This window comes from Amycolatopsis regifaucium (assembly GCF_001613935.1).
Lineage (GTDB): Bacteria > Actinomycetota > Actinomycetes > Mycobacteriales > Pseudonocardiaceae > Amycolatopsis > Amycolatopsis regifaucium.
Window position 1 is genome coordinate 136,420 of record NZ_LQCI01000034.1, and the last position, 19,367, is coordinate 155,786.

Here is a 19,367-nt window from a genome sequence, read left to right on the forward strand (position 1 = left end):
ACCCTATTCAACGATTCCGTTCCGCCATTCGGAGCAAAGGAATTGCGCAACCTGGGGTGTATTCGCCGTGCCCGGAAAACTGGAGGGTCGGCGTGGGCGTCCGTACTGACGCACCCTCATTTCCCGGTGCGGGCGCGCTCCGGGAGACCGGGAGGCTTTACTCCCTGGGGCTCGACGTCGTCCGCCTGTCTTTCCGGCGGCCGTTCCAGGCTCGCGAGCTGATCCAGCAGTTCTGGTTCATCGCGAGTGTTTCCATCCTGCCGACGGCGCTGGTCGCGATCCCGTTCGGCGCGGTGATCGCGCTGCACATCGGGTCGCTGACCGCGCAGATCGGCGCGCAGTCCTTCACCGGCGCGGCCAGTGTGCTCGCGATCATCCAGCAGGCGAGCCCGATCGTGACCGCGCTGCTGATCGCGGGCGCCGGCGGGTCGGCGATGTGCGCGGACCTCGGCTCCCGCACGATCCGCGAGGAGATCGACGCGATGGAGGTGCTCGGGGTCTCCCCGATCCAGCGCCTGATCGTACCGAGGGTGCTCGCCGCGATGGGGGTCGCCGCATTCCTCAATGGAATGGTCAGCGTGGTCGGCGTACTCGGTGGCTATTTTTTCAACGTCATCATGCAAAACGGGACACCGGGTGCGTATCTGGCCAGTTTCTCCGCGCTCGCGCAACTGCCGGACCTCTGGATCAGCGAGATCAAGGCGGTCATCTTCGGTTTCGTCGCCGCGATCGTCGCGTCTTATCGGGGGCTCAACCCGAAAGGCGGCCCGAAAGGCGTCGGTGACGCGGTGAACCAATCCGTGGTCATCACGTTCCTGCTCCTGTTCCTGTTGAACCTGGTGCTGACGACGCTTTATCTGCAGCTCGTCCCGGCGAAGGGCAGCTGATGGTCACGACGACTTCACCGACACGCGCGGCACGCGTCCGCGAGGCCGTGGACCGCCGGTTCGGTTTCCTGGACACGCTCGGCGACCAGATCCTCTTCTTCCTCAAGGCACTCGCCTGGGTGCCGCGCGCGCTGCGCCGCTACCTCCGCGAGATCACCCGTCTGCTCGCCGAGGTCAGCTTCGGCAGCGGAGCGCTCGCGGTCATCGGCGGCACGATCGGCGTGATGATCGGGATGACCGTGTTCACCGGCACGGTCGTCGGGCTCCAGGGGTACTCGGCGCTCAACCAGGTCGGCACGTCGGCGTTCGCCGGATTCGTCTCCGCGTACTTCAACACCCGCGAGATCGCGCCGCTTGTCGCGGGCCTCGCGCTTTCCGCCACCGTCGGCTGTGGCTTCACCGCGCAGCTGGGCGCGATGCGGATCTCCGAGGAGATCGACGCGCTCGAGGTGATGGGCATCCCCAGCGTCCCGTACCTGGTGACCACCCGGATCATCGCGGGGTTCCTCGCGGTCATCCCGTTGTACGCGATCGGCCTGCTGACCTCGTACCTCGCGTCGCGCCAGATCACCGTCTGGTTCTACGGCCAGTCCGCGGGCACCTACGACCACTACTTCCTGCTGTTCCTGCCACCGGGTGACGTGCTCTGGTCGTTCGGCAAGGTGCTGGTGTTCAGTGTCGTGATCGTGCTCGCCCACTGCTATTACGGCTTCCGCGCGAGCGGCGGCCCGGCGGGGGTGGGGGTCGCCGTCGGACGCGGGGTGCGGACCGCGATCGTGGCGGTCAGCGTGCTGGACTTCTTCCTCAGCCTCGCGATCTGGGGCGCGACGACGACGGTGCAGGTGGCCGGATGAGCGAGCTTGCGAGCGAATCATCAACACAGTGCCCGCTCATGCGACGCGAAGTGACCCCGTACGAGGAGGAGGCATGAGCCGGCGCGGGCTGCGCAAGGCCGGGGTCAGGACGGCCGGGGTGCTGTTCCTGGTGGCGATGTCCGCCCTCGTGCTGCTGTCGATCAAGATCTATCAGAAGGACTTCGTCGAGTCGGTCCCGGTGACGTTGCAGGCGGACCGGGTCGGCAACCAGTTGCGCACGGGCGGGCAGGTCAAGGCGCGTGGCGTGGTGGTCGGCGAGATCCGCGGCGTCCGCGCGACGCCGGGCGGCGCGGAGATCGACCTGGCCATGGAGCCCGGCAAGGTGTCCCAGTTGCCGAAGAACGTGTCCGCGCTGCTCGTGCCGAAGACCCTCTTCGGCGAGCGGTACGTGCAACTGTCCATTCCGGACGGCTCGAAGGCGCAGCCGCTCGCCTCCGGTGACGTGATCACGCAGGACCGCTCGGCCAACGCGATCGAACTGGAGCGCGTCTTCGACAACCTGTTGCCCCTGCTCAAAGCGGTGCAGCCGCAGAAGCTCGCCACCACCTTGACCACGGTCGCCACCGCGCTGGAAGGCCGCGGCGACCAGATCGGCGACACCCTGGCCACCGCGGCCGACTATCTCCAGAAGTTCAACCCCAACCTCCCGACGCTGAACGAGAACATCCGCGACCTCGCGACGGTTTCCCGGTTGTACGGAGACATCGCGCCGGATCTGCTCGACGCCCTGAGCGCCTCGGCGGTCACCCTCGACACCGTCCAGGAGAAACGGGCCGAACTGGCGACCGTGTACCAGCAGGTGACGTCGTCTTCCCAGCACGTCACGACGTTCCTCACCAACAACCGGGCCAACATCATCGCGCTCGCGGTCGACAGCCGGGCACCGCTCGAGGTCGCCGCGAAGTACTCGCCGAGTTTCGCCTGCACACTGGACGCGCTGGCCAAGTTGAAGCCGCAGATGGACAAGGTCCTCGGCGCCGGAACCGACGAACCCGGACTGCACGCGGAGATCACCATCAGCCAGCCGCGCGGGAAATACGTTCCGGGCAAGGACGATCCGGTCTACAACGCCACCGGCGAACCACGCTGCTATCCCTCGAACGGCCTGATGGGACAAAGAATCGAAGCAGGTAGTTCCGGTTCAACGCCTGGCGTGCAGGGCGACCTCGGCCTCGCGAACTCACCACAGGAGCGGGAACTGATCTCCACCCTGGTCGCGCCCTCGGTCGGTGTCCCGGCCGATCAGGTGCCCGCCTGGGGCAGCGTGCTCGTCGGGCCGCTCTACCGGGGCACGGAGGTGACCCTGCGATGAGGAACTTCGTGAGCCCGCTGATCAAGGGGCTGATCTTCGTCATTGTCACGACACTGGCGACGGTGCTGCTGGCGGTGTCCATCACGAACACCGGCCTCGGCGACACCAGGACCTACAGCGCGAAATTCCTCGACGCGACGTCGCTGAACGTCGGCGACGACGTCCGGATCTCCGGGGTGCGGGTCGGCCAGATCGAGGAACTCGAAATCGCCGACCACACCTACGCGCGCATCAAGTTCTCCCTTGACTCCCAGCGCAGGCTGCCCGCCGACGTGAGCGCCGTCATCAAGTACCGCAACATGGTCGGCCAGCGCTACATCGCACTCGAACGCGGCAAGGGCACAGGCGGGTTCCTGGAGCCCGGAGCCGAAATCCCGCTGGAGCGCACCACTCCCGCACTGGACCTCACGGAGTTGTTCAACGGCTTCAAACCGCTGTTCCAGGCGTTGTCCCCGAAAGACGTCAACCAGCTCTCCGGTGAGATCGTCCAGGTGCTCCAAGGCGAGGGCGGCACCGTCGAAAGCCTGCTGGCGCACACGGGTTCGCTGACCACCACGCTCGCCGGCCGCGACAAGGTGATCGGCGACGTGATCACGAACCTGAACACGGTGCTGAAGACCATCAACGGCAAAGGCGACGCACTGGCCACTTTGGTCTCCACGCTGCGTGAGCTGGTCTCGGGGCTGGCCGGTGACCGTGCCGAGATCGGGGAAGCGGTCTCCGGACTCGCCCAACTCACCACCGCCACGGCCGGGCTGCTCGAACAGGGCAGGCAGCCGCTCAAGGACAGCATCAACGGCCTCGGCCTGCTCTCGGGACAACTCGTGAAGGGCAAGGACGACGTCGAGCAGTCCCTCACCGTGCTCCCGAAGAAATTGAACGAACTGGGGCGGATCAGCTCCTACGGATCCTGGATGAACTTCTATCTGTGCTCGGCCGTGCTCCGGAGCACCCCGCCCCGCGGGGTCCCGGCGACGGCGGAGAGGTGCACGTCGTGAAACCCTTCAAGGAACGCAATCCGATCGCCATCGGTCTCGTCGGCAGCGCCGTCGCGGCCGGGCTGCTGGTCGCGACGCTGAACTACGAGAACCTCCCGATCATCGGCGCCGGGACCACCTACCAGGCCGAATTCTCCGAAGCGGCCGGCTTGCAGGCCGACGACGAGGTCCGCATCGCCGGGATCAAGGTCGGCGAGGTGAGAGACGTCGAACTGGCCGAAGACCACGTGCTGGTCAGCTTCCGGGTCAAGGACGCCTGGGTCGGCGACAAGACCGCCGCCGAGATCAAGATCAAGACCCTGCTCGGCCGGAAGTTCCTCGCCTTGCGCCCGACCGGCGAGACGGTGCAGAACCCGAAGCAGATCATCCCGCGCACCCGGACCGTGACCCCCTACGACGTCACCGAGGCGTTCAACGGACTGGCCGACACCGCGGGCGCGATCGACACCGGCCAGCTCGCGGAAAGTTTCACCACGCTCAGCGACACGTTCAAGAACTCGCCGGAGCACATCCGGAAGGCACTCGACGGGCTGACGTCGCTGTCGAAGACCGTGTCGTCGCGGGACAACGAACTCGCCGGCCTGCTGTCCAACGCGCACGGCCTCACCACGACGCTCGCGAACTCGAACGACGACTTCGCCAAGCTCCTCGCCGACGGCAATCTCCTGCTGACCGAATTGGACAACCGGCGGCAGGCGATCCACGACCTGCTGACCGGCTCGCAAGATCTCGCCACCCAGCTCTCGGGCCTGGTGGCGGACAACAAGGACCAGCTCGGCGGCGCGCTCAGCCAGCTCGGAGAGGTGACCGACATCCTGCGGCGGCAGAACGACAATCTCGCCAAGAGTCTCGAACTCGCCGGGCCGTACTTCCGCGTGGTGAACAACTCGCTCGGCAACGGACGCTGGGTGGACAGCTACCTGTGCGGGCTCGTCCCGGAGAACCGGGACCCGTGCACCCCGAGGATTCCCGGAGGTGGCCGATGACCAGTAGATTCGTCACCCTCGCGCTCGTGCTGGCCTTGGTCGTCGTCGGCGGCCTCTGGTGGATCTTCTCCGGCAGCGGGCTCGACCGCGTCACCGTGTACTTCTCACGCGCGGTCGGTGTCTACAGTGGATCGGATGTCCGGGTGCTCGGCGTCCGGGTCGGCCAGGTCGAATCGGTGACCCCGGAAGGGGAACAGGTCAAGGTCGTCCTGACGGTCGATGGCTCGACCCCGATCGCGGCCGACTCGGGTGTCCTGGTCGTCGCACCGAGCGTGGTGGCCGACCGGTACGTGCAGTTCACCAAGCTCACCCGCGCGGGGAACCGGCTGGACGACGGCGCGGTGATCCCGGTCGAGCGCACCGGCACGCCGGTGGAACTCGACCAGCTCTACTCCAGCCTCGACACCCTCGCCAAGGCACTCGGCCCCAACGGCGCGAACGCCGACGGCGCGCTTTCGGAACTGCTGCGCACCGGCGCGAAAAACCTGCAGGGCAACGGCAAGCCGTTCAACGAGTCCGTGCGCAACTTCGCCGACCTCGCCAGGACCCTCTCCGGGAACTCGGAGAGCCTGTTCGCCACCGTCGACGAACTGCAGCGGTTCACCTCGATGCTGGCGACCAACGACCGGAACGTCAGCGAGATCAACCGGCAGCTGGCGTCGGTGACCGGCACACTCGCCCAGAACAAGGACGAACTCGCCAAGGCCTTGACCGGTCTCGGCAGTGCGCTGGCCGAGATCCAGCAGTTCATCCGCGACAACCGCGCGCTGATCAAGTCCAATGTGGACAAGCTCGCGGTGACCACCGGGACGCTGGTCGGCAAACGCGCCGCGCTGGCCGAAACCCTCGACACCCTCCCGCTGGCGGTGACGAACGTGCTCGAAGCCGTCGACCCGAAGACCGGGAAGTTGCAAAGCCGCGGCAACCTGCTCGAATACGCCCCGCTCCCGCTGCCGGTCGCCGGCGACACCTACACCGGGGGGCGCTGATGGCCACGAAACGGTCGATCGCCGTACTCGCCGCGTGCTGTGTCGCCCTCACCGGCTGTTCCACCGACTTCAAAGGCGTCTACGACCTGCCGCTCCCCGGCGGCGCGGACATCGGCGACCATCCGTACCGGGTGACCGTGCAGTTCGCCGACGTCCTCGACCTCGTCCCCCAGGCCGCGGTGAAGGTGGGCGACGTCCCGGTCGGCCGGGTCGAGACGATCAAGCTCGGCGAGGACGGCTGGACGGCCGAAACCGTCTTGGCGGTCAACGGCGACGTCCTCCTGCCCGCCAACGCCATCGCGCGGCTGCGGCAATCCAGTCTCCTCGGTGAGAAGTTCATCGAACTCGCGCCGAGTGCGGCGAAGGCGGATGGCAGGCTCGGCGACGGCGCGGTGATCCCCGTCGCGAGCACGAACCGCAACCCCGAATTCGAGGAGGTCTTCGGCGCGCTTTCCCTGCTGCTCAACGGCGGCGGGATCGGGCAGCTGCAGACCATCAACCGCGAGCTGTCGAAGGTGATGGACGGCAACGAGGAGGAGATCCGCTCGTTTCTGTCCACTGTGGAGCAATTGGTGGCCAACCTGGACTCGCACCGCTCCGACATCACCTCGGCGCTCGACGGGCTCAACCGGTTGTCGGCGACACTGGCCAACCGGAAAACGCAGGTCGAGGGCGCACTCACCGAGCTCACCCCCGGCCTCAAGAGCCTGTCGGAACAGCGCACGCAGCTGGTCTCGATGCTGCAGGCGCTGGACCGGCTTTCCGGCGTCGGCGTCGACGTGATCAAGAAGAGCCGGGACGACCTTGTCGCGGATCTGACCGCGCTCGCGCCGATCCTCAAGCGGCTGGCCGACGCGGGTCAGAGCCTGCCACAGTCGCTGGAGATCCTGCCGACGTTCCCGTTCACCGACGCCGTCCTCGACGGGATCAAGGGCGACTACCTGAACGTCTACGCCTCGATGATCCCCGCGCCGGGCGTCGAACTCCCGCCCCCGGGCGAAGGCGTCCCGCCGGGACTCCCGACCCTGCCGCTACCGCCCTCCGGAGGTAGCTGATGCTCACCATCCGTGTCCGGATCCAGGTGCTCGCGTTCGTCATCATCGCGCTCGCGACGACGGCGTTCGTCGGGGCCCGCTACGCGGGGCTCGACCGGCTCTTCGGCGCGAGCGGGTACACCGTGAAGCTCGCGCTGACCGACGGCGGCGGGCTGTTCACCAACGGCGAGGTGACCTACCGCGGCGTCGCCGTCGGCCGCGTCGGCGAGCTGCGGCTCACCGACGGCGGGATGGAGGCGGATCTGCTGATCGACGACGACGCGCCGCCGATCCCGGCGAACTCACGCGCCGTCGTGGCGAACCGGTCCGCGGTCGGTGAGCAGTTCGTCGACCTGCAGCCGCGCACCGGGGACGGGCCGTTCCTCGCCGACGGTTCGGTCATCCCCCGCGAGGCGACGACCGTCCCGCTCCCGGTGCAGCATCTGCTGACCGACCTGGACTCGCTGACCGCGTCCGTGCCGACCGAGGACCTGCGGACCGTGGTCGACGAACTCGACAACGCCCTGCGTGGCTCCGGCGCGAACCTTCAGGTGCTGCTGGACTCCACCACCGACTTCACCAAGCAGGCCGCGAACCACCTGCCGCAGACGGAAAAACTGCTCACCGACGGCTCGACCGTGCTGAAGACCCAGGTCGACTCGTCCCAGTCGTGGCGGCGGTTCAGCGACAACGCCAAGCAATTCGCCGAGCAGCTGTCCCGTTCGGACGGTGACCTCCGCAAGCTGATCGCGACCGCGCCCGGCGCGGCGACGCAGCTCTCCGGGCTGCTGCGGGACAACGAGCCGGGACTGCCGATCCTGCTGGCGAACCTGCTCACCACCTCGCACGTGTTCTCCGCGCGCACCGACGGCCTCCGGCAGCTGCTCATCAACACTCCGAAGGCGGTCTCCGCGGTCGACACGGCGATCGACGAGACCGGGAAGATCGGGCTGGTACTGACCTTCTTCGACCCGATGCCGTGCACCAAGGGCTACGGAGACACGACCATCCGCGGCAGCCGGGAACTCTCGGCGCTGCCGTTCAACACCGGTGCCGCGTGCACGCTCGAAAAGGGCAACCCGAGTTCGGTCCGCGGCTCGCAGAACGCGCCGAAGGGCGGCGTACCGCCCGCCGCCGTCCCCGGCGGCTTCGGCGCCGACGGCCAGCCGACGTCCACCAGCCTCGAGGAGATGTTGTGGCTGCGCAAGTGAAGATCGCGATCGCCGTGCTCGCCGCGGCCTGCGCGTTCACCGGGTGGGCCGGGTACACCTGGTTCACCGCGGCGGGTTCCGAGGCCGTGACCTACGGGAGCTCGCGCGACGACGCGTTGAAGACCGGCCGTGAACTCGTCGCCCGGCTGACCAGCCTCGACCACCACCGCGTCGACCAGGGCATCGCCGACTGGCTCGCCGCGTCGACCGGTCCGCTGCGCGATCAGCTGGGCAAGACCGACGACGCGACGAAGCAGACACTGGCCAAGGACGCGACGGTGTCGACCGGCAAGGTGCTCGACGCGGCGATCAGCGAATTGGACGACCACGCGGGAACGGCCAAGATGCTGGCTTCGGTGGAGATCACCATGGCGAAGGAAGGCGCGGCACCGACGACGAAGCGCAACCGGTTCGCCGCCGGGCTGACCAGGACCGGTGAGGGCTGGAAACTCAGCGCGCTGGACCAGCTCCCGGTGGGTGCGCGGTGACCGCCACCGCCGACGCCTCCGCCGACACCGGAACCGAAGTCGAAGTCGGGACTGAAGCCGAAGCCGGGACCGAGGTCGTCACCGGGAAAGCGCGCCGCCGGCCGAAGCTGTCGCTGATCCTGCTGGGCGCGGCGGTCGTGATCGCGGCGGCCGGGGTGTGGTTCACCCTGGCGGCGAAGTCGATCTCGGCGACGCCGTCGGCGGCCAACACCGCGCTCACCGACGTCGGCACGACGGCCGAGGTGAACTCCGCGGTGACGGTGGCACTCGACAAGATCTTCTCCTATTCCTACGACCGGACCGACGTCACCGAAAAGGCGGCCGCCTCGGCGCTGAGAGGTAAGGCGCTGGAGTCCTACAACCAGTTGTTCACCCAGGTCAGGGAAAGGGCTCCGGCGCAGAAACTCGTCCTCACGACCCGGGTTTCGTCATCCGCCGTCCAGGAACTCAGCGGCGGCAAAGCCAGGCTGCTGGTATTCCTCGACCAAGCGGCGACGAGGGCCGACAACAATTCTTCGACGACGGCAGCCGCGCAGCTTTCGGTCACCGCCGAACGTGACGGCGAGAACTGGGTCATCACCGAGCTCGTCCCCCGGTGACAAACCGGGCAATCCCCCTTTCGTCCGCGTTATAAAACAGGAGAGAAAACGAGGAGATACCCATGTTCGGTCGAACGCGCCCGAAAACCGCACGTCGCCGTCTCGGCACGGTCGTCGCGCTCACTTCCGCGATCGCCGTGGCGGGCAGCCTCGCCGCCACCCCCGCCCTCGCGGACGATCCGGTGGAGATCCCGGTGTCCTACACCGTCACCGGCAAGGCCACGGTGAAGAAGACCGGCGGCACCCTCGACCTCGGCCCCGGCCGGCTCGACGGGGCCCTCGTCATCGACGGTGACAACGTCGGGATCCGAGGCAACCTGTCCCTGCCGCCCTCGACGGCGAACATCTCGCTGGTCTCGGGCGTCTTCAAGATCAAGGCCCGCGTGCGGATCGAGCCGACCGGCCCGGTCACCGGCACGCTGGCCAATGGCGACCTGACCACCCGTTCGCAGGCGAACATGCTGATCGACAACATCGTCGTCGGCCTGTTCTACCCGGTCATCCCGCTGCCGACGGCGCCGAGCGCCTGCAAGACGGTCAAGCCGCTCGACCTGACCCTGGTGTCGAAGAACGTCGACCTGTTCGCCCCGTCCATCCCGTCGTCGGGTGTGTTCACCATCCCCGAGTTCAAGGACTGCTTCATCAACGATCTGGCGTTGGGAGCGTTGATCTCCGGCCCGGGCAACACGATCAACCTGGACCTGAAGTCGAACATCTGACTCGCGTGAAGTACATGATGGCCCCCTTCCTTGCGCTAGACGCAAGGAAGGGGGCCTTCATGTACTGGGACAGGTCCCGCCGCCGCGGCCTCAGCAGAACTGCGGCGCCGCGGGGTCGACCAGCGCGACCCCGGTGCCGTCACCGGCGGAAACGGCGTAGACCGGAGTGCACACGCCGGAGAACTTCCACATGTCCATCGGCGGTTCCGAGCTGGTGTCCCGGCTCTCCTGCTTCAGGTTGCTGCCCCAAGCGAAGACGCTTCCGTCGGCCTTCAGCACGACGTTGTGGTTGTAGCCGGAGTCGATGGCGACGACGTCCGACTGCGCCTCCGGCGGTACCGAAGCCTGGCCGTAGGTGTTGTCGCCCCAGGCGATGACCGCGCCGTTCTTCAGCGCGATGCTGTGGCGGAACCCCGCCGAGATCGCCGTCACCCCGGACGTCGCCGCCGAGGGCACGGTGATCTGCCCCTTCGCGTTGCCGCCCCAGCCGAGCACGGCGCCGTTCTTGAGGGCGAGCCCGTGGTCGACGCCGGCGGCGATCGCGGTGACACCCGAGGAAACCGTTGCGGGAACAGCGGTCCGGGAACCCCAGCTCAGCACTCCCCCGTTCTTGAGCGCGAGATTGAAGTAAGCGCTGGTCGAGATCGCGGTGACGCCGGCCGTCGCCGCGGCCGGGACGACGTTCTGGCCGTAGAAACCGTTGCCCCAGGCGATGACGCCGCCGTTCTTGAGCGCCAGTCCGTGTGCCCAGCCCGCGGCGATCGCCGAGACCCCCGACGTGGCCGCGGCCGGAACGGTGGCCTGGCCGTAGCTGTTGTTACCCCAGGCGACCACCCCGCCGTCCTTGAGGGCCAGGTGGGTGATCCCGCCCGCGGAGACCGCGCTCGCGCCGAACGCCGAGGCGGGCACCGTGCCCTGCCCCTGCTGGTAGTCGTTGCTTCCCCACGGGCGCGGTTCGCCGGTGGGCGCGGCGTCGGCGGTACCGTAAAGGGAAACCGTGGCGATCATTACGGCTATCGCGGTACTCGTCACGCGCCGGGTCGTGGATCGTCGATTGACTGAAGCCATACGCGAAATGGTAACCCGATTCCGCCGATCGGCCGCCGCTTTGTCATCCTCGGACAAACTTCATAATCGCATTCAGCGCCCGCTGACAAGAAAGAACAAATTCCTCACCCACCCGGAAACATGTCGACATGAATCCTTGTTACGTACATAACTCGCGGGTAACCTCGGTTTACCCCACCACCGAGATAGTCGACTCGAGTCGAGCATAAAAGATCAGAAAATATCGCCGAAAGGCGCATGGGGAAAGCCGTCCGAGACGTAAACTGGATCAAAGGAGATGACAGGTATGTCCCGCAGACTTGGCAGGTTGTCAGCCGGTGTCGCCACCACCGCCGTCGTGTTCGGCGCGGTCGCCGGCCTCACCGCCGGAACGGCCTCGGCCCTCGCCCCCTACACGACGGGCAAAGTCGCGTACATGTGCAACTTTCCCGCCATCGGCCAGCAGCAGCTGGACGTGACGGCCAAGTTCGACGGGCCGGCTTCGGTCGCGTCGGGCGGCGCCGTGACGCCGGCGAACATCTCGGGTACCGCGACGATCAGCGCCACCATCAACGCGCTGCTCAACAGCGCCAACTACGACGGCGTCCGCGGCAAGGTGAACATGCCGGTCACCGTCACCAACGCCACCCCCGCCTCGGCGACGGTGACGAACCTCGACGTCCCGACACAGGTCACCCCGTACGTGCCGGGAGCGCGGACGTTCAACATCGTCCAGGACGCGGGCACCGGTGTTCCCACCTTCACCGCCGGCACACCCGGCTCCGCGACGGCCAGCCTCGGCACCACGATCAGCGCGCCGCTGGAGTTCCACAAGAAGGACGGTTCCTGGACCGCCTGGAGCTTCAACTGCACCGTGAAGAACACCAACCCGGCGCAGAACCGGGCGTTCACCCCCTCCATCACCATCACCTGATGTACCACCCGTGCGGGGCGGGGACGCCCGCCCCGCACGGTCTCCACCACCGGATACGAGAGGAACCCAGATGACGCAGCAGGTTCGCCGGGCACTCGGGAGGTTTCCCGTTCTGGCGGGCGTGATCCTGCTCGCTGGGGTGAACGGCGCGCTGGCCTCTTCGGCCGCGACCGATCCGACGACCTCGCCGACGCCGCCGTTGCAGGGCGCCGCCCCCGCGCGCCTGGCCCTGGTGAACACCTGCGTCTTCCCGGATCCGGCCGGCGAGCGTCCGGTCACGATGGACGTCCAGGCCACCCTGCCGAAGGTCGTTCCGACCGGAAAACCTTTACAGGTCAAGGACTTTTCTCTCACCTTCACCATCGGCGAAGGCGCACTGACCGGCCTCACCGAAGTAGCGGGCGCGGTGACGCTCGAACTCATGGTCACGCAAGAGGACAAGAAGACCCCGGTTCCGGTGGCCCTCGAGATCCCCTCGACCAAGGTGCCCGCCGCCGGTGAACTGAAACTGGTCGCGACGGGCAAGGTACCCGACATCGTGGTGAGCCTCCCCGGCGAACTCCGGCTCACCACGGGCGCGCCATCCCTCACGCTGACCGGGGTACCGGCGGATCCACCGCTGAAACCGGTCACCTGCGAGCAGGCTCCGGATCAGGACAGCGAACTGGGCCGCGTCACGCTGCTGAAGTTGAACGTCGTGAAGCCGCAGCCCGGAAAATCCGGGCAGAAGCCCGGCCCCGGGGCGCACGCCACGAACGAAGAGCCAGAGCGAGAGCCGATCGCCGTGATTCCCTTGCAGCCCTTCGAAACACAAGGCACGTCGACGGTGGCGAAGCTGGGCGCGCTCGTCCGGCTGACCCCCTCGTTCATCTTCAACGCCTTCTACTACCTCTACCCGGAACCTCCACACCGCACCACCGGCTCCACGATGATGCCGGCGAGCGAGGTGAAGTTCCTCGGCTTCGGTTTCGTGCCGATCAACGGGACGATGGAACTCCTGCCGACCGACTACCAGACCGGCAACACCGTCATCGACGTCGAGACCATGTTGCACGGCGACACCACGACGACGGCCGTCTTGCGGCTCGAACTTTTCGGGAAACTGAAGAACGTCACCATCAACGGCGTCACCCTCGACGTCGGCGACCACTGCATGACCAGCGAGCCGATCGTGCTGAACCTGCGCGGGCCGAACTGGGACCCGTTCAACGGCGGCGTGCTGCGTACCGATCCGAACGACCCGGAGCCCGCCTTCCGGGGCTTCACCCTGCCCGCGTTCTCCGGCTGCGGAGTGAAGGAAGACCTCGACTCCCTGCTGAGCGGTATGGGCTCGGGACCGGGCAACCAGGCGTGTGTCGGGGTCAACCAGGTCGGCTTGCCCTGGGACGACGTCCGCAAATGCCCGAACGCCGAGCCGCCGGTGGCGCGCCGCTGACCACCGGGGCTACTGCCCGCTCGGCGTCCACTGTGGACTCTTGCGCGGCGCCGGGAGCACTTCCGGCAGCGCGTACCCCTCGGGCGTCGCGGAAGGGCCCACACCGGCCCGCAGCGCGAGTTCCATTTCGAACCGGGCACCCGGGTCACGCAGGTGCTCGCCGAAGGTCGCCTGCAACTGCCGCATGCGGTACCGCACGGTCTGCGGGTGTACCTGCAACCGCTCGGCGATGTCGACGACGTTGCCCTGACTGTCCAACCACGCGCGAAGGGTTTCGAGAAGCCGTTCCTGCTGCTTCCCGGTCATCTCGGCGAGCGGGGCGAACAGGCGGTCGCGCAGCCGGCAGGTCAGCGCGGCGTCGGCGTTCACGAGCAGCGTCGCGAGGTGTTCTTCGGCGCGGATCACCCGCCGCGCCTGGATGATGCCGCGTTCGGAGAGGTGCAGGGCGTCGCGCGCCCAGCGCAGCGAATCGGCGACGGAGTCCAGCGGACGGCACGGGCCGATCGACAGCCGGTACTCCGGCAGCGCGGCCTGCAGGGTGGCCAGGCGGGCACCGGAGATCTCGCCGGGCACGAGCAGACGCGGCTCGGCGCGGTCGAGTTCGGCCAGGACGTCCGAATCCACCACGTTGTGCCGCCGGGGCCTGACGGTGTCGTCGAGCGGATGCAGCACCACCGGCGTCGCGCGTTCGGGCACCGTCCAGCCGGTCAGCTGCGCGAGTTCCGCGATCGCCTTCGACGGCGCGGGCGGGGTTTCCAGCACCAGGTGCAGCAGCTTGCGGCGCCAGGTGTCCAGCGCCCCCGCCGTGCGTGCCTTCGCTTCGAGATAGCCGTCCAGCGCGACGGACGCCAGCTCGTCCATGAACGCGAGCATGGCGTCGGCCAGTTGTGACATCACCGCGGACGAGAGCCCGCTGCGGCGGCCGACGCGCATGATGCGCCGCCACGAAACGCGGGCACCGACCCGGTACGCCGACTGGAGGGTGTCGAGGCTGCGGCCTTCCCGCATCTCGTTCTGCCCGAGCCGGTGATGGACCTCGTGCGACTGTTCCTTGGAGACACTGGGATCCGCGATCTGGGCGACGAACAACGTGATCGCGTACTCGACGCCGGCGCGGATCGACTTCCCATATGGCCCGTCGAGCGGGCGCGCGTAGGCGGGAATCGTCGCCCGGATCTCGTCGACGATCTCGTTGGCGAGACTCCCCAGTTCCGGCCGCAGGATGTCGGCGAGTTTGCGGGGAAGTGCCGCGGAAGGCTGCGCAGCGTGTTCGATTCCGCGCTCCACCGACATCGCAGCTCCTTTGCTCCGCCCAGCGTCCTGACATCCCACGTTCGTCGTGAGGTGACAACGAACACATCGGAGAAGTAGCCGTGAATGTGTCACCTTTCGCAGAAGAAACCGATTTCTTGTCACCGTGTGACAAAATCACGCGTTCTCTTGCCGTTTTGATGACAAATGCCCGGCAAACGCCTCGAACGGTACGTACGAACGGCCGAAGGAGATGCCACCGTGACGGAGCGTCACCGTTTTCCGGCGAGCAATTCCCCGAGCACCTCGATCACCGGCTCCAGCCCGCGGACCTCGGTCCCGGCGCATTCGGTGATCCCGGCGCCTACGACCTCGAAGCCGCTCAGCCCGCGAAGCATCGCCACCAGGCGTTCGATCGTCAAGCCACCGGGCTCGGGATAGTTCAAGCCGTCGAACTCACCCGGGTCGAGCACGTCGAGGTCGAGGTGGACGTACACCTTGTCCGCGCCGGCCAGCCCGGCGGCGACGTCGGCGGTCTCCACCACGAGCCCGCGGTCGACCACGGCCCGTTCGGCCTCGTCGAAGACCCGGGTACCGGCGAGCACGACGCGGCCGGGTTCGATCGGCGGGTCGGCGGCGAACTCCGGGTCGCCCTCACCCAGCAGCGACCGCAGCACCATGCCGTGGAACGCGCCCGACGGCGAGGTCCGAGCGGTGTTGAGGTCGGGGTGGGCGTCGAACCAGGCGACGCCGAGACCGGGCCCGAAGCGGTGGCGGGCGACGCCGATGGGGACGAGTTCGACGCCACAGTCCCCGCCGATGGTGAGCACCGGTCCGCCGGGCGCCTCCAGCGCGGCGAGTTGCGCGGCCCGGTTCTCGCCGGTGAGGACCTCGCGGTTGGCGACGCCGTCGACCACGGGTGAGGTCTCGCGGGTCTGCCGGATGTGGTGCACCGGAACACCGAGCACGTGGCCTGCCAATTCGGCGAGCGCGACGCAGCCTTCGGGCAACTCCGGCGCACGCTCGGTGAGCGCGCCCTGAAACTGGGGTACGGCGTTGATCAGCACCCGGCCCAGGTTAGCGCGCCCCGGCTCCACCTCACCGCAATTAGTCCTCTAAGTGCGGTAGTCGCTCACGCGAGTGCCGCACTTAGAGGACGAAACGCATCGGGGGTTACTCCAGGACGAGCAGCAGGTCTCCGCCTTCGACCTGCTGGACGGCGTTGATCGCGCGCCGCGACACCTTGCCGCCGGTCGACGCGGTGATCGACGCCTCCATCTTCATGGCCTCGATGGTCGCGACCGTCGCGCCGGCCTCGACCTCGTCGCCGTCGGACACCTGCAGCGTGACCACACCGGCGAACGGCGCGGCGATCTGCTTCGGGTCGGTCTTGTCCGCCTTCTCCGTCGCCGGGATGTCGGACGCGATCGAGGTGTCGCGGACCTGGATCGGGCGCAGCTGGCCGTTGAGCGTGGCCATCACCGTGCGCACGCCGCGCTCGTCGGCCTCACCGATGGCCTCCAGCTCGATCAGCAGCCGGACACCCTGCTCCAGGTCGACCGAGTACTCCTCGCCCGGGCGCAGCCCGTAGAAGAAGTCCTTCGACGGCAGCACCGAGGTGTCACCGTACTGCTCGCGGTGCGCCTCGAAGTCCTTCGTGGGCCCGGGGAACAGCAAGCGGTTCAGCGTCGAACGCCGGTTCTCCGCCAGTCCCTTGCGGTCCTCTTCGGACAGTTCCTGTACCGGCTTCGGTTCCGCGCGGCCTTCGAGGGCCTTGGTACGGAACGGCTCCGGCCAGCCGCCGGGCGGGTCGCCCAGCTCACCGCGCAGGAAGCCGATCACCGAATCCGGGATGTCGAACTTGTTCGGCTCCGCCTCGAAGTCAGCCGGCGAGACACCGGCGCCGACGAGGTGCAGCGCGAGGTCACCGACCACTTTGGACGAAGGCGTGACCTTCACCAGGTGGCCCAGGATCTTGTCGGCGGCCGCGTACATCGCCTCGATGTCCTCGAACCGCTCGCCGAGGCCGAGCGCGATCGCCTGCGTGCGCAGGTTCGACAGCTGTCCGCCCGGGATCTCGTGGTGGTACACGCGCCCGGTCGGTGAGGCGAGTCCTGCCTCGAACGGCGCGTAGATCTTGCGCACGCTCTCCCAGTACGGCTCCAGGTCGCCGATGGCCTGCAGGTCCAGCCCGGTCGGCCGTTCCGAGTGGTCGGTGGCGGCGACGAGCGCCGACAGCGACGGCTGCGACGTCGTGCCCGCCATGGACGCGACAGCGCCGTCGACCGCGTCCGCGCCCGCCTGGATGGCGGCGAGGTAGGTGGCCAGCTGGCCACCCGCCGTGTCGTGCGTGTGGATGTGCACCGGCAGGTCGAATTCCTTGCGCAGCGCGGAAACCAGCCGCGCCGCCGCCGGTGCCCGCAGCAGGCCCGCCATGTCCTTGATGGCCAGGACATGCGCCCCCGCGCCGACGATCTGCTCCGCCAGCTTGAGGTAGTAGTCCAGGGTGTACAGCTTCTCGGCCGGGTCCGACAGGTCCGAGGTGTAGCAGAGCGCCACCTCGGCGACGGCGGATCCGGTCTCGCGCACGGCCTCGATCGCCGGACGCATCTGCTCGACGTCGTTCAGCGCGTCGAAGATCCGGAAGATGTCGATGCCGGTCGCCGTCGCCTCTTCGACGAAGGCGTGGGTCACCTCGGTGGGGTACGGCGTGTAACCGACGGTGTTGCGGCCACGCAACAACATCTGCAGGCAGATGTTCGGCACCGCTTCCCGCAGCTTCGCCAGCCGCTCCCACGGGTCCTCGGCGAGGAACCGCAACGCGACGTCGTAGGTCGCGCCACCCCAGCATTCCAGCGAAAGCAGCTGCGGCGTGGTGCGCGCGACCACCGGCGCGACGGCGAGCAGGTCCTTGGTCCGCACGCGGGTGGCGAGCAGGGACTGGTGCGCGTCACGGAAGGTCGTGTCGGTGACACCGATGGTCGGCGACTCCCGCAGCCAGCGCGCGAAGCCGTCCGGGCCGAGTTCGGTGAGCTTCTGCTTCGACCCGGGGGCCGGTTCGAGGTCCTTGGGCAGCTTCGGCAGCTTGACCTGGGGGTCGAGGGTGCGCGGACGCTCTCCGTGCGGTTTGTTGACCGTCTTGTCGGCGAGGTAGGTCAGCAGCCTGGTCCCGCGGTCGGCCGAGTGGCGCGCGGTGAGCAGATGCGGGCGTTCCTCGATGAACGACGTCGTGACGCGGCCTTCGCGGAAGTCCGGGTCGTCGAGGACGGCCTGCAGGAACGGGATGTTCGTGGCCACCCCACGGATCCGGAACTCGGCGACCGCGCGGCGGGCGCGGCCGACGGCGGTCTTGAAGTCGCGGCCGCGACAGCTGAGCTTCACCAGCAGCGAATCGAAGTGCGCGCTGATCTCGGTGCCGGCGAACGCCGTCCCGCCGTCGAGGCGGATACCGGAACCGCCGGGCGATCGGTACGCGCTGATCATCCCGGTGTCCGGGCGGAAACCGTTGGCGGGATCCTCGGTGGTGATGCGGCACTGCAGCGCGGCGCCGCGCAGGTAGACCTTGTCCTGCGAGAGCCCGAGGTCGTCGAGTGTCTCGCCGGAGGCGATGCGCAGCTGCGACTGGACGAGGTCGACGTCGGTGACCTCCTCGGTCACCGTGTGCTCGACCTGGATCCGCGGGTTCATCTCGATGAAGACGTGGTTGCCGTCCCGGTCGAGCAGGAACTCGACGGTACCGGCGTTGCGGTAGCCGATCTGGCGGGCGAACTTGACCGCGTCGGCACAGATCCGATCCCGCAGCTCGGACGGCAGGTTCGGCGCGGGGGCCAGCTCGATCACCTTCTGGTGCCGGCGCTGGACCGAGCAGTCGCGCTCGAAGAGGTGGATCACGTTGCCCTCGCCGTCGGCGAGGATCTGGACCTCGATGTGGCGGGGCTCGACGACGGCCTTTTCGATGAACACCGTCGGGTCGCCGAAGGCCGACTCGGCCTCGCGCGCGGCGGCCTCGATGGACTCACGCAGCTGCGCCGGATCCCCGACGCGGCGCATCCCGCGCCCGCCACCGCCGGCGACGGCCTTCACGAAGACCGGGAAGCCGATCTCTTCGGCGGCGGCCACCAGCGCGTCGATGTCGGAGGACGGTTCGGACGAGCCCAGCACCGGCACTCCGGCCTCGCGTGCGGCCTTGACCGCGCGAGCCTTGTTCCCGGTCAGTTCGAGGATGTCCGCGCTCGGCCCGACGAAGGTGATGCCTTCTTCTTCGCACGCGCGCGCGAGGTCGGGGTTCTCGGAGAGGAAGCCGTAGCCGGGGTACACGGCGTCCGCGCCCGCCTTCTTGGCGGCCGCCACGATCTCCTCGACCGACAGATAGGCCCGCACCGGATGACCGGGTTCGCCGATCTCATAGGCCTCGTCGGCCTTCAGCCGGTGGAGCGAATTGCGGTCTTCGTGCGGGAACACAGCCACCGTGCCCGCGCCGAGCTCGAATCCGGCGCGGAACGCGCGGATGGCGATCTCACCCCGGTTGGCGACCAGTACCTTGCGGAACATGCCGGTCCTTCCCATCATCGGATCGGTAGGTGAGGCACGTTACCTGTTCGC

General features: G+C 67.9%; 17 protein-coding genes. 13 read left to right on the top strand and 4 right to left on the bottom strand.

Annotated features, from left to right (window positions below):
* Positions 1-92: 92 nt before the first annotated feature.
* The 11 genes from AVL48_RS24410 (at position 93) to AVL48_RS24460 (ending at position 10,098) form a co-directional block, all read left to right on the top strand.
* A complete protein-coding gene (locus AVL48_RS24410; protein WP_061986803.1) occupies positions 93-887 on the top strand; it encodes an MlaE family ABC transporter permease in 795 nt (264 codons plus the stop codon).
* Entirely contained in the window at positions 887-1,741 is an 855-nt protein-coding gene (locus AVL48_RS24415; protein WP_061986801.1) for an MlaE family ABC transporter permease, read from the top strand. Before AVL48_RS24410 ends, AVL48_RS24415 begins: the two co-directional genes overlap by 1 nt.
* Positions 1,742-1,814: 73 nt before the next feature.
* On the top strand, positions 1,815-3,074 hold the full coding sequence (locus tag AVL48_RS24420; RefSeq protein ID WP_061986799.1) for an MCE family protein: 1,260 nt from the start codon (positions 1,815-1,817) through the stop codon (positions 3,072-3,074).
* Complete coding sequence (locus AVL48_RS24425) at positions 3,071-4,072, top strand: MCE family protein (protein WP_061986797.1); 1,002 nt, start codon at positions 3,071-3,073, stop codon at positions 4,070-4,072. The genes AVL48_RS24420 and AVL48_RS24425 overlap by 4 nt, the downstream gene beginning before the upstream one ends.
* The gene (locus AVL48_RS24430; RefSeq protein ID WP_061986890.1) at positions 4,069-5,058 is read left to right on the top strand and encodes an MCE family protein; all 990 of its coding nucleotides are present in this window, start codon (positions 4,069-4,071) and stop codon (positions 5,056-5,058) included. Before AVL48_RS24425 ends, AVL48_RS24430 begins: the two co-directional genes overlap by 4 nt.
* Positions 5,055-6,047: an MCE family protein gene (locus tag AVL48_RS24435; protein ID WP_061986795.1), complete on the top strand. Its 993-nt coding sequence runs from the start codon at positions 5,055-5,057 to the stop codon at positions 6,045-6,047. The genes AVL48_RS24430 and AVL48_RS24435 overlap by 4 nt, the downstream gene beginning before the upstream one ends.
* Positions 6,047-7,102 (top strand): MCE family protein, encoded by a 1,056-nt coding sequence (locus AVL48_RS24440; protein ID WP_061986793.1) that lies wholly within the window; start codon positions 6,047-6,049, stop codon positions 7,100-7,102. Before AVL48_RS24435 ends, AVL48_RS24440 begins: the two co-directional genes overlap by 1 nt.
* On the top strand, positions 7,102-8,292 hold the full coding sequence (locus AVL48_RS24445) for an MCE family protein (RefSeq protein WP_061986791.1): 1,191 nt from the start codon (positions 7,102-7,104) through the stop codon (positions 8,290-8,292). The genes AVL48_RS24440 and AVL48_RS24445 overlap by 1 nt, the downstream gene beginning before the upstream one ends.
* A complete protein-coding gene (locus AVL48_RS24450; RefSeq protein ID WP_061986789.1) occupies positions 8,277-8,780 on the top strand; it encodes a hypothetical protein in 504 nt (167 codons plus the stop codon). Before AVL48_RS24445 ends, AVL48_RS24450 begins: the two co-directional genes overlap by 16 nt.
* Positions 8,777-9,379: a hypothetical protein gene (locus AVL48_RS24455; RefSeq protein WP_061986787.1), complete on the top strand. Its 603-nt coding sequence runs from the start codon at positions 8,777-8,779 to the stop codon at positions 9,377-9,379. Before AVL48_RS24450 ends, AVL48_RS24455 begins: the two co-directional genes overlap by 4 nt.
* A 62-nt stretch (positions 9,380-9,441) precedes the next feature.
* Complete coding sequence (locus tag AVL48_RS24460; protein WP_061986785.1) at positions 9,442-10,098, top strand: hypothetical protein; 657 nt, start codon at positions 9,442-9,444, stop codon at positions 10,096-10,098.
* 90 nt (positions 10,099-10,188) lie between these two features.
* Here the strand turns inward: AVL48_RS24460 and AVL48_RS24465 are convergent, their stop codons facing one another.
* Entirely contained in the window at positions 10,189-11,106 is a 918-nt protein-coding gene (locus AVL48_RS24465; RefSeq protein WP_061986783.1) for an RCC1 domain-containing protein, read from the bottom strand.
* Between the two features lie 346 nt (positions 11,107-11,452).
* On the opposite strand from AVL48_RS24465, the gene AVL48_RS24470 reads away from it, so the two are divergent.
* Together AVL48_RS24470 and AVL48_RS24475 are read left to right on the top strand one after the other, a co-directional pair.
* The gene (locus tag AVL48_RS24470) at positions 11,453-12,079 is read left to right on the top strand and encodes a DUF6801 domain-containing protein (protein WP_061986781.1); all 627 of its coding nucleotides are present in this window, start codon (positions 11,453-11,455) and stop codon (positions 12,077-12,079) included.
* Between the two features lie 70 nt (positions 12,080-12,149).
* Positions 12,150-13,514: a DUF6801 domain-containing protein gene (locus AVL48_RS24475; RefSeq protein ID WP_061986779.1), complete on the top strand. Its 1,365-nt coding sequence runs from the start codon at positions 12,150-12,152 to the stop codon at positions 13,512-13,514.
* Positions 13,515-13,523: 9 nt separating this feature from the next.
* Here AVL48_RS24475 and AVL48_RS24480 read toward each other — a convergent pair whose 3' ends face one another.
* From AVL48_RS24480 to AVL48_RS24490, 3 genes are all read right to left on the bottom strand, one after another.
* Positions 13,524-14,807 carry a PucR family transcriptional regulator gene (locus AVL48_RS24480; protein ID WP_061986777.1) on the bottom strand — a complete coding sequence of 428 codons (1,284 nt, stop codon included), beginning with the start codon at positions 14,805-14,807 and terminating at the stop codon, positions 13,524-13,526.
* Positions 14,808-15,037: 230 nt separating this feature from the next.
* The gene (locus AVL48_RS24485) at positions 15,038-15,832 is read right to left on the bottom strand and encodes an arginase family protein (protein ID WP_061986775.1); all 795 of its coding nucleotides are present in this window, start codon (positions 15,830-15,832) and stop codon (positions 15,038-15,040) included.
* A 106-nt stretch (positions 15,833-15,938) separates the two neighbouring features.
* Positions 15,939-19,316, bottom strand: coding sequence for a pyruvate carboxylase (locus AVL48_RS24490; RefSeq protein ID WP_061986888.1), 3,378 nt, complete (start codon positions 19,314-19,316; stop codon positions 15,939-15,941).
* Positions 19,317-19,367: the final 51 nt, after the last annotated feature.

Coding starts and splice junctions, on each gene's coding strand:
- AVL48_RS24465 (WP_061986783.1), bottom strand. CDS start 11,106: ATGATCGCCACGGTTTCCCTTTACGGTACCGCCGACGCCGCGCCCACC.
- AVL48_RS24435 (WP_061986795.1), top strand. CDS start 5,055: ATGACCAGTAGATTCGTCACCCTCGCGCTCGTGCTGGCCTTGGTCGTC.
- AVL48_RS24420 (WP_061986799.1), top strand. CDS start 1,815: ATGAGCCGGCGCGGGCTGCGCAAGGCCGGGGTCAGGACGGCCGGGGTG.
- AVL48_RS24445 (WP_061986791.1), top strand. CDS start 7,102: ATGCTCACCATCCGTGTCCGGATCCAGGTGCTCGCGTTCGTCATCATC.
- AVL48_RS24490 (WP_061986888.1), bottom strand. CDS start 19,316: ATGTTCCGCAAGGTACTGGTCGCCAACCGGGGTGAGATCGCCATCCGC.
- AVL48_RS24480 (WP_061986777.1), bottom strand. CDS start 14,807: ATGTCGGTGGAGCGCGGAATCGAACACGCTGCGCAGCCTTCCGCGGCA.
- AVL48_RS24415 (WP_061986801.1), top strand. CDS start 887: ATGGTCACGACGACTTCACCGACACGCGCGGCACGCGTCCGCGAGGCC.
- AVL48_RS24425 (WP_061986797.1), top strand. CDS start 3,071: ATGAGGAACTTCGTGAGCCCGCTGATCAAGGGGCTGATCTTCGTCATT.
- AVL48_RS24470 (WP_061986781.1), top strand. CDS start 11,453: ATGTCCCGCAGACTTGGCAGGTTGTCAGCCGGTGTCGCCACCACCGCC.
- AVL48_RS24460 (WP_061986785.1), top strand. CDS start 9,442: ATGTTCGGTCGAACGCGCCCGAAAACCGCACGTCGCCGTCTCGGCACG.
- AVL48_RS24440 (WP_061986793.1), top strand. CDS start 6,047: ATGGCCACGAAACGGTCGATCGCCGTACTCGCCGCGTGCTGTGTCGCC.
- AVL48_RS24475 (WP_061986779.1), top strand. CDS start 12,150: ATGACGCAGCAGGTTCGCCGGGCACTCGGGAGGTTTCCCGTTCTGGCG.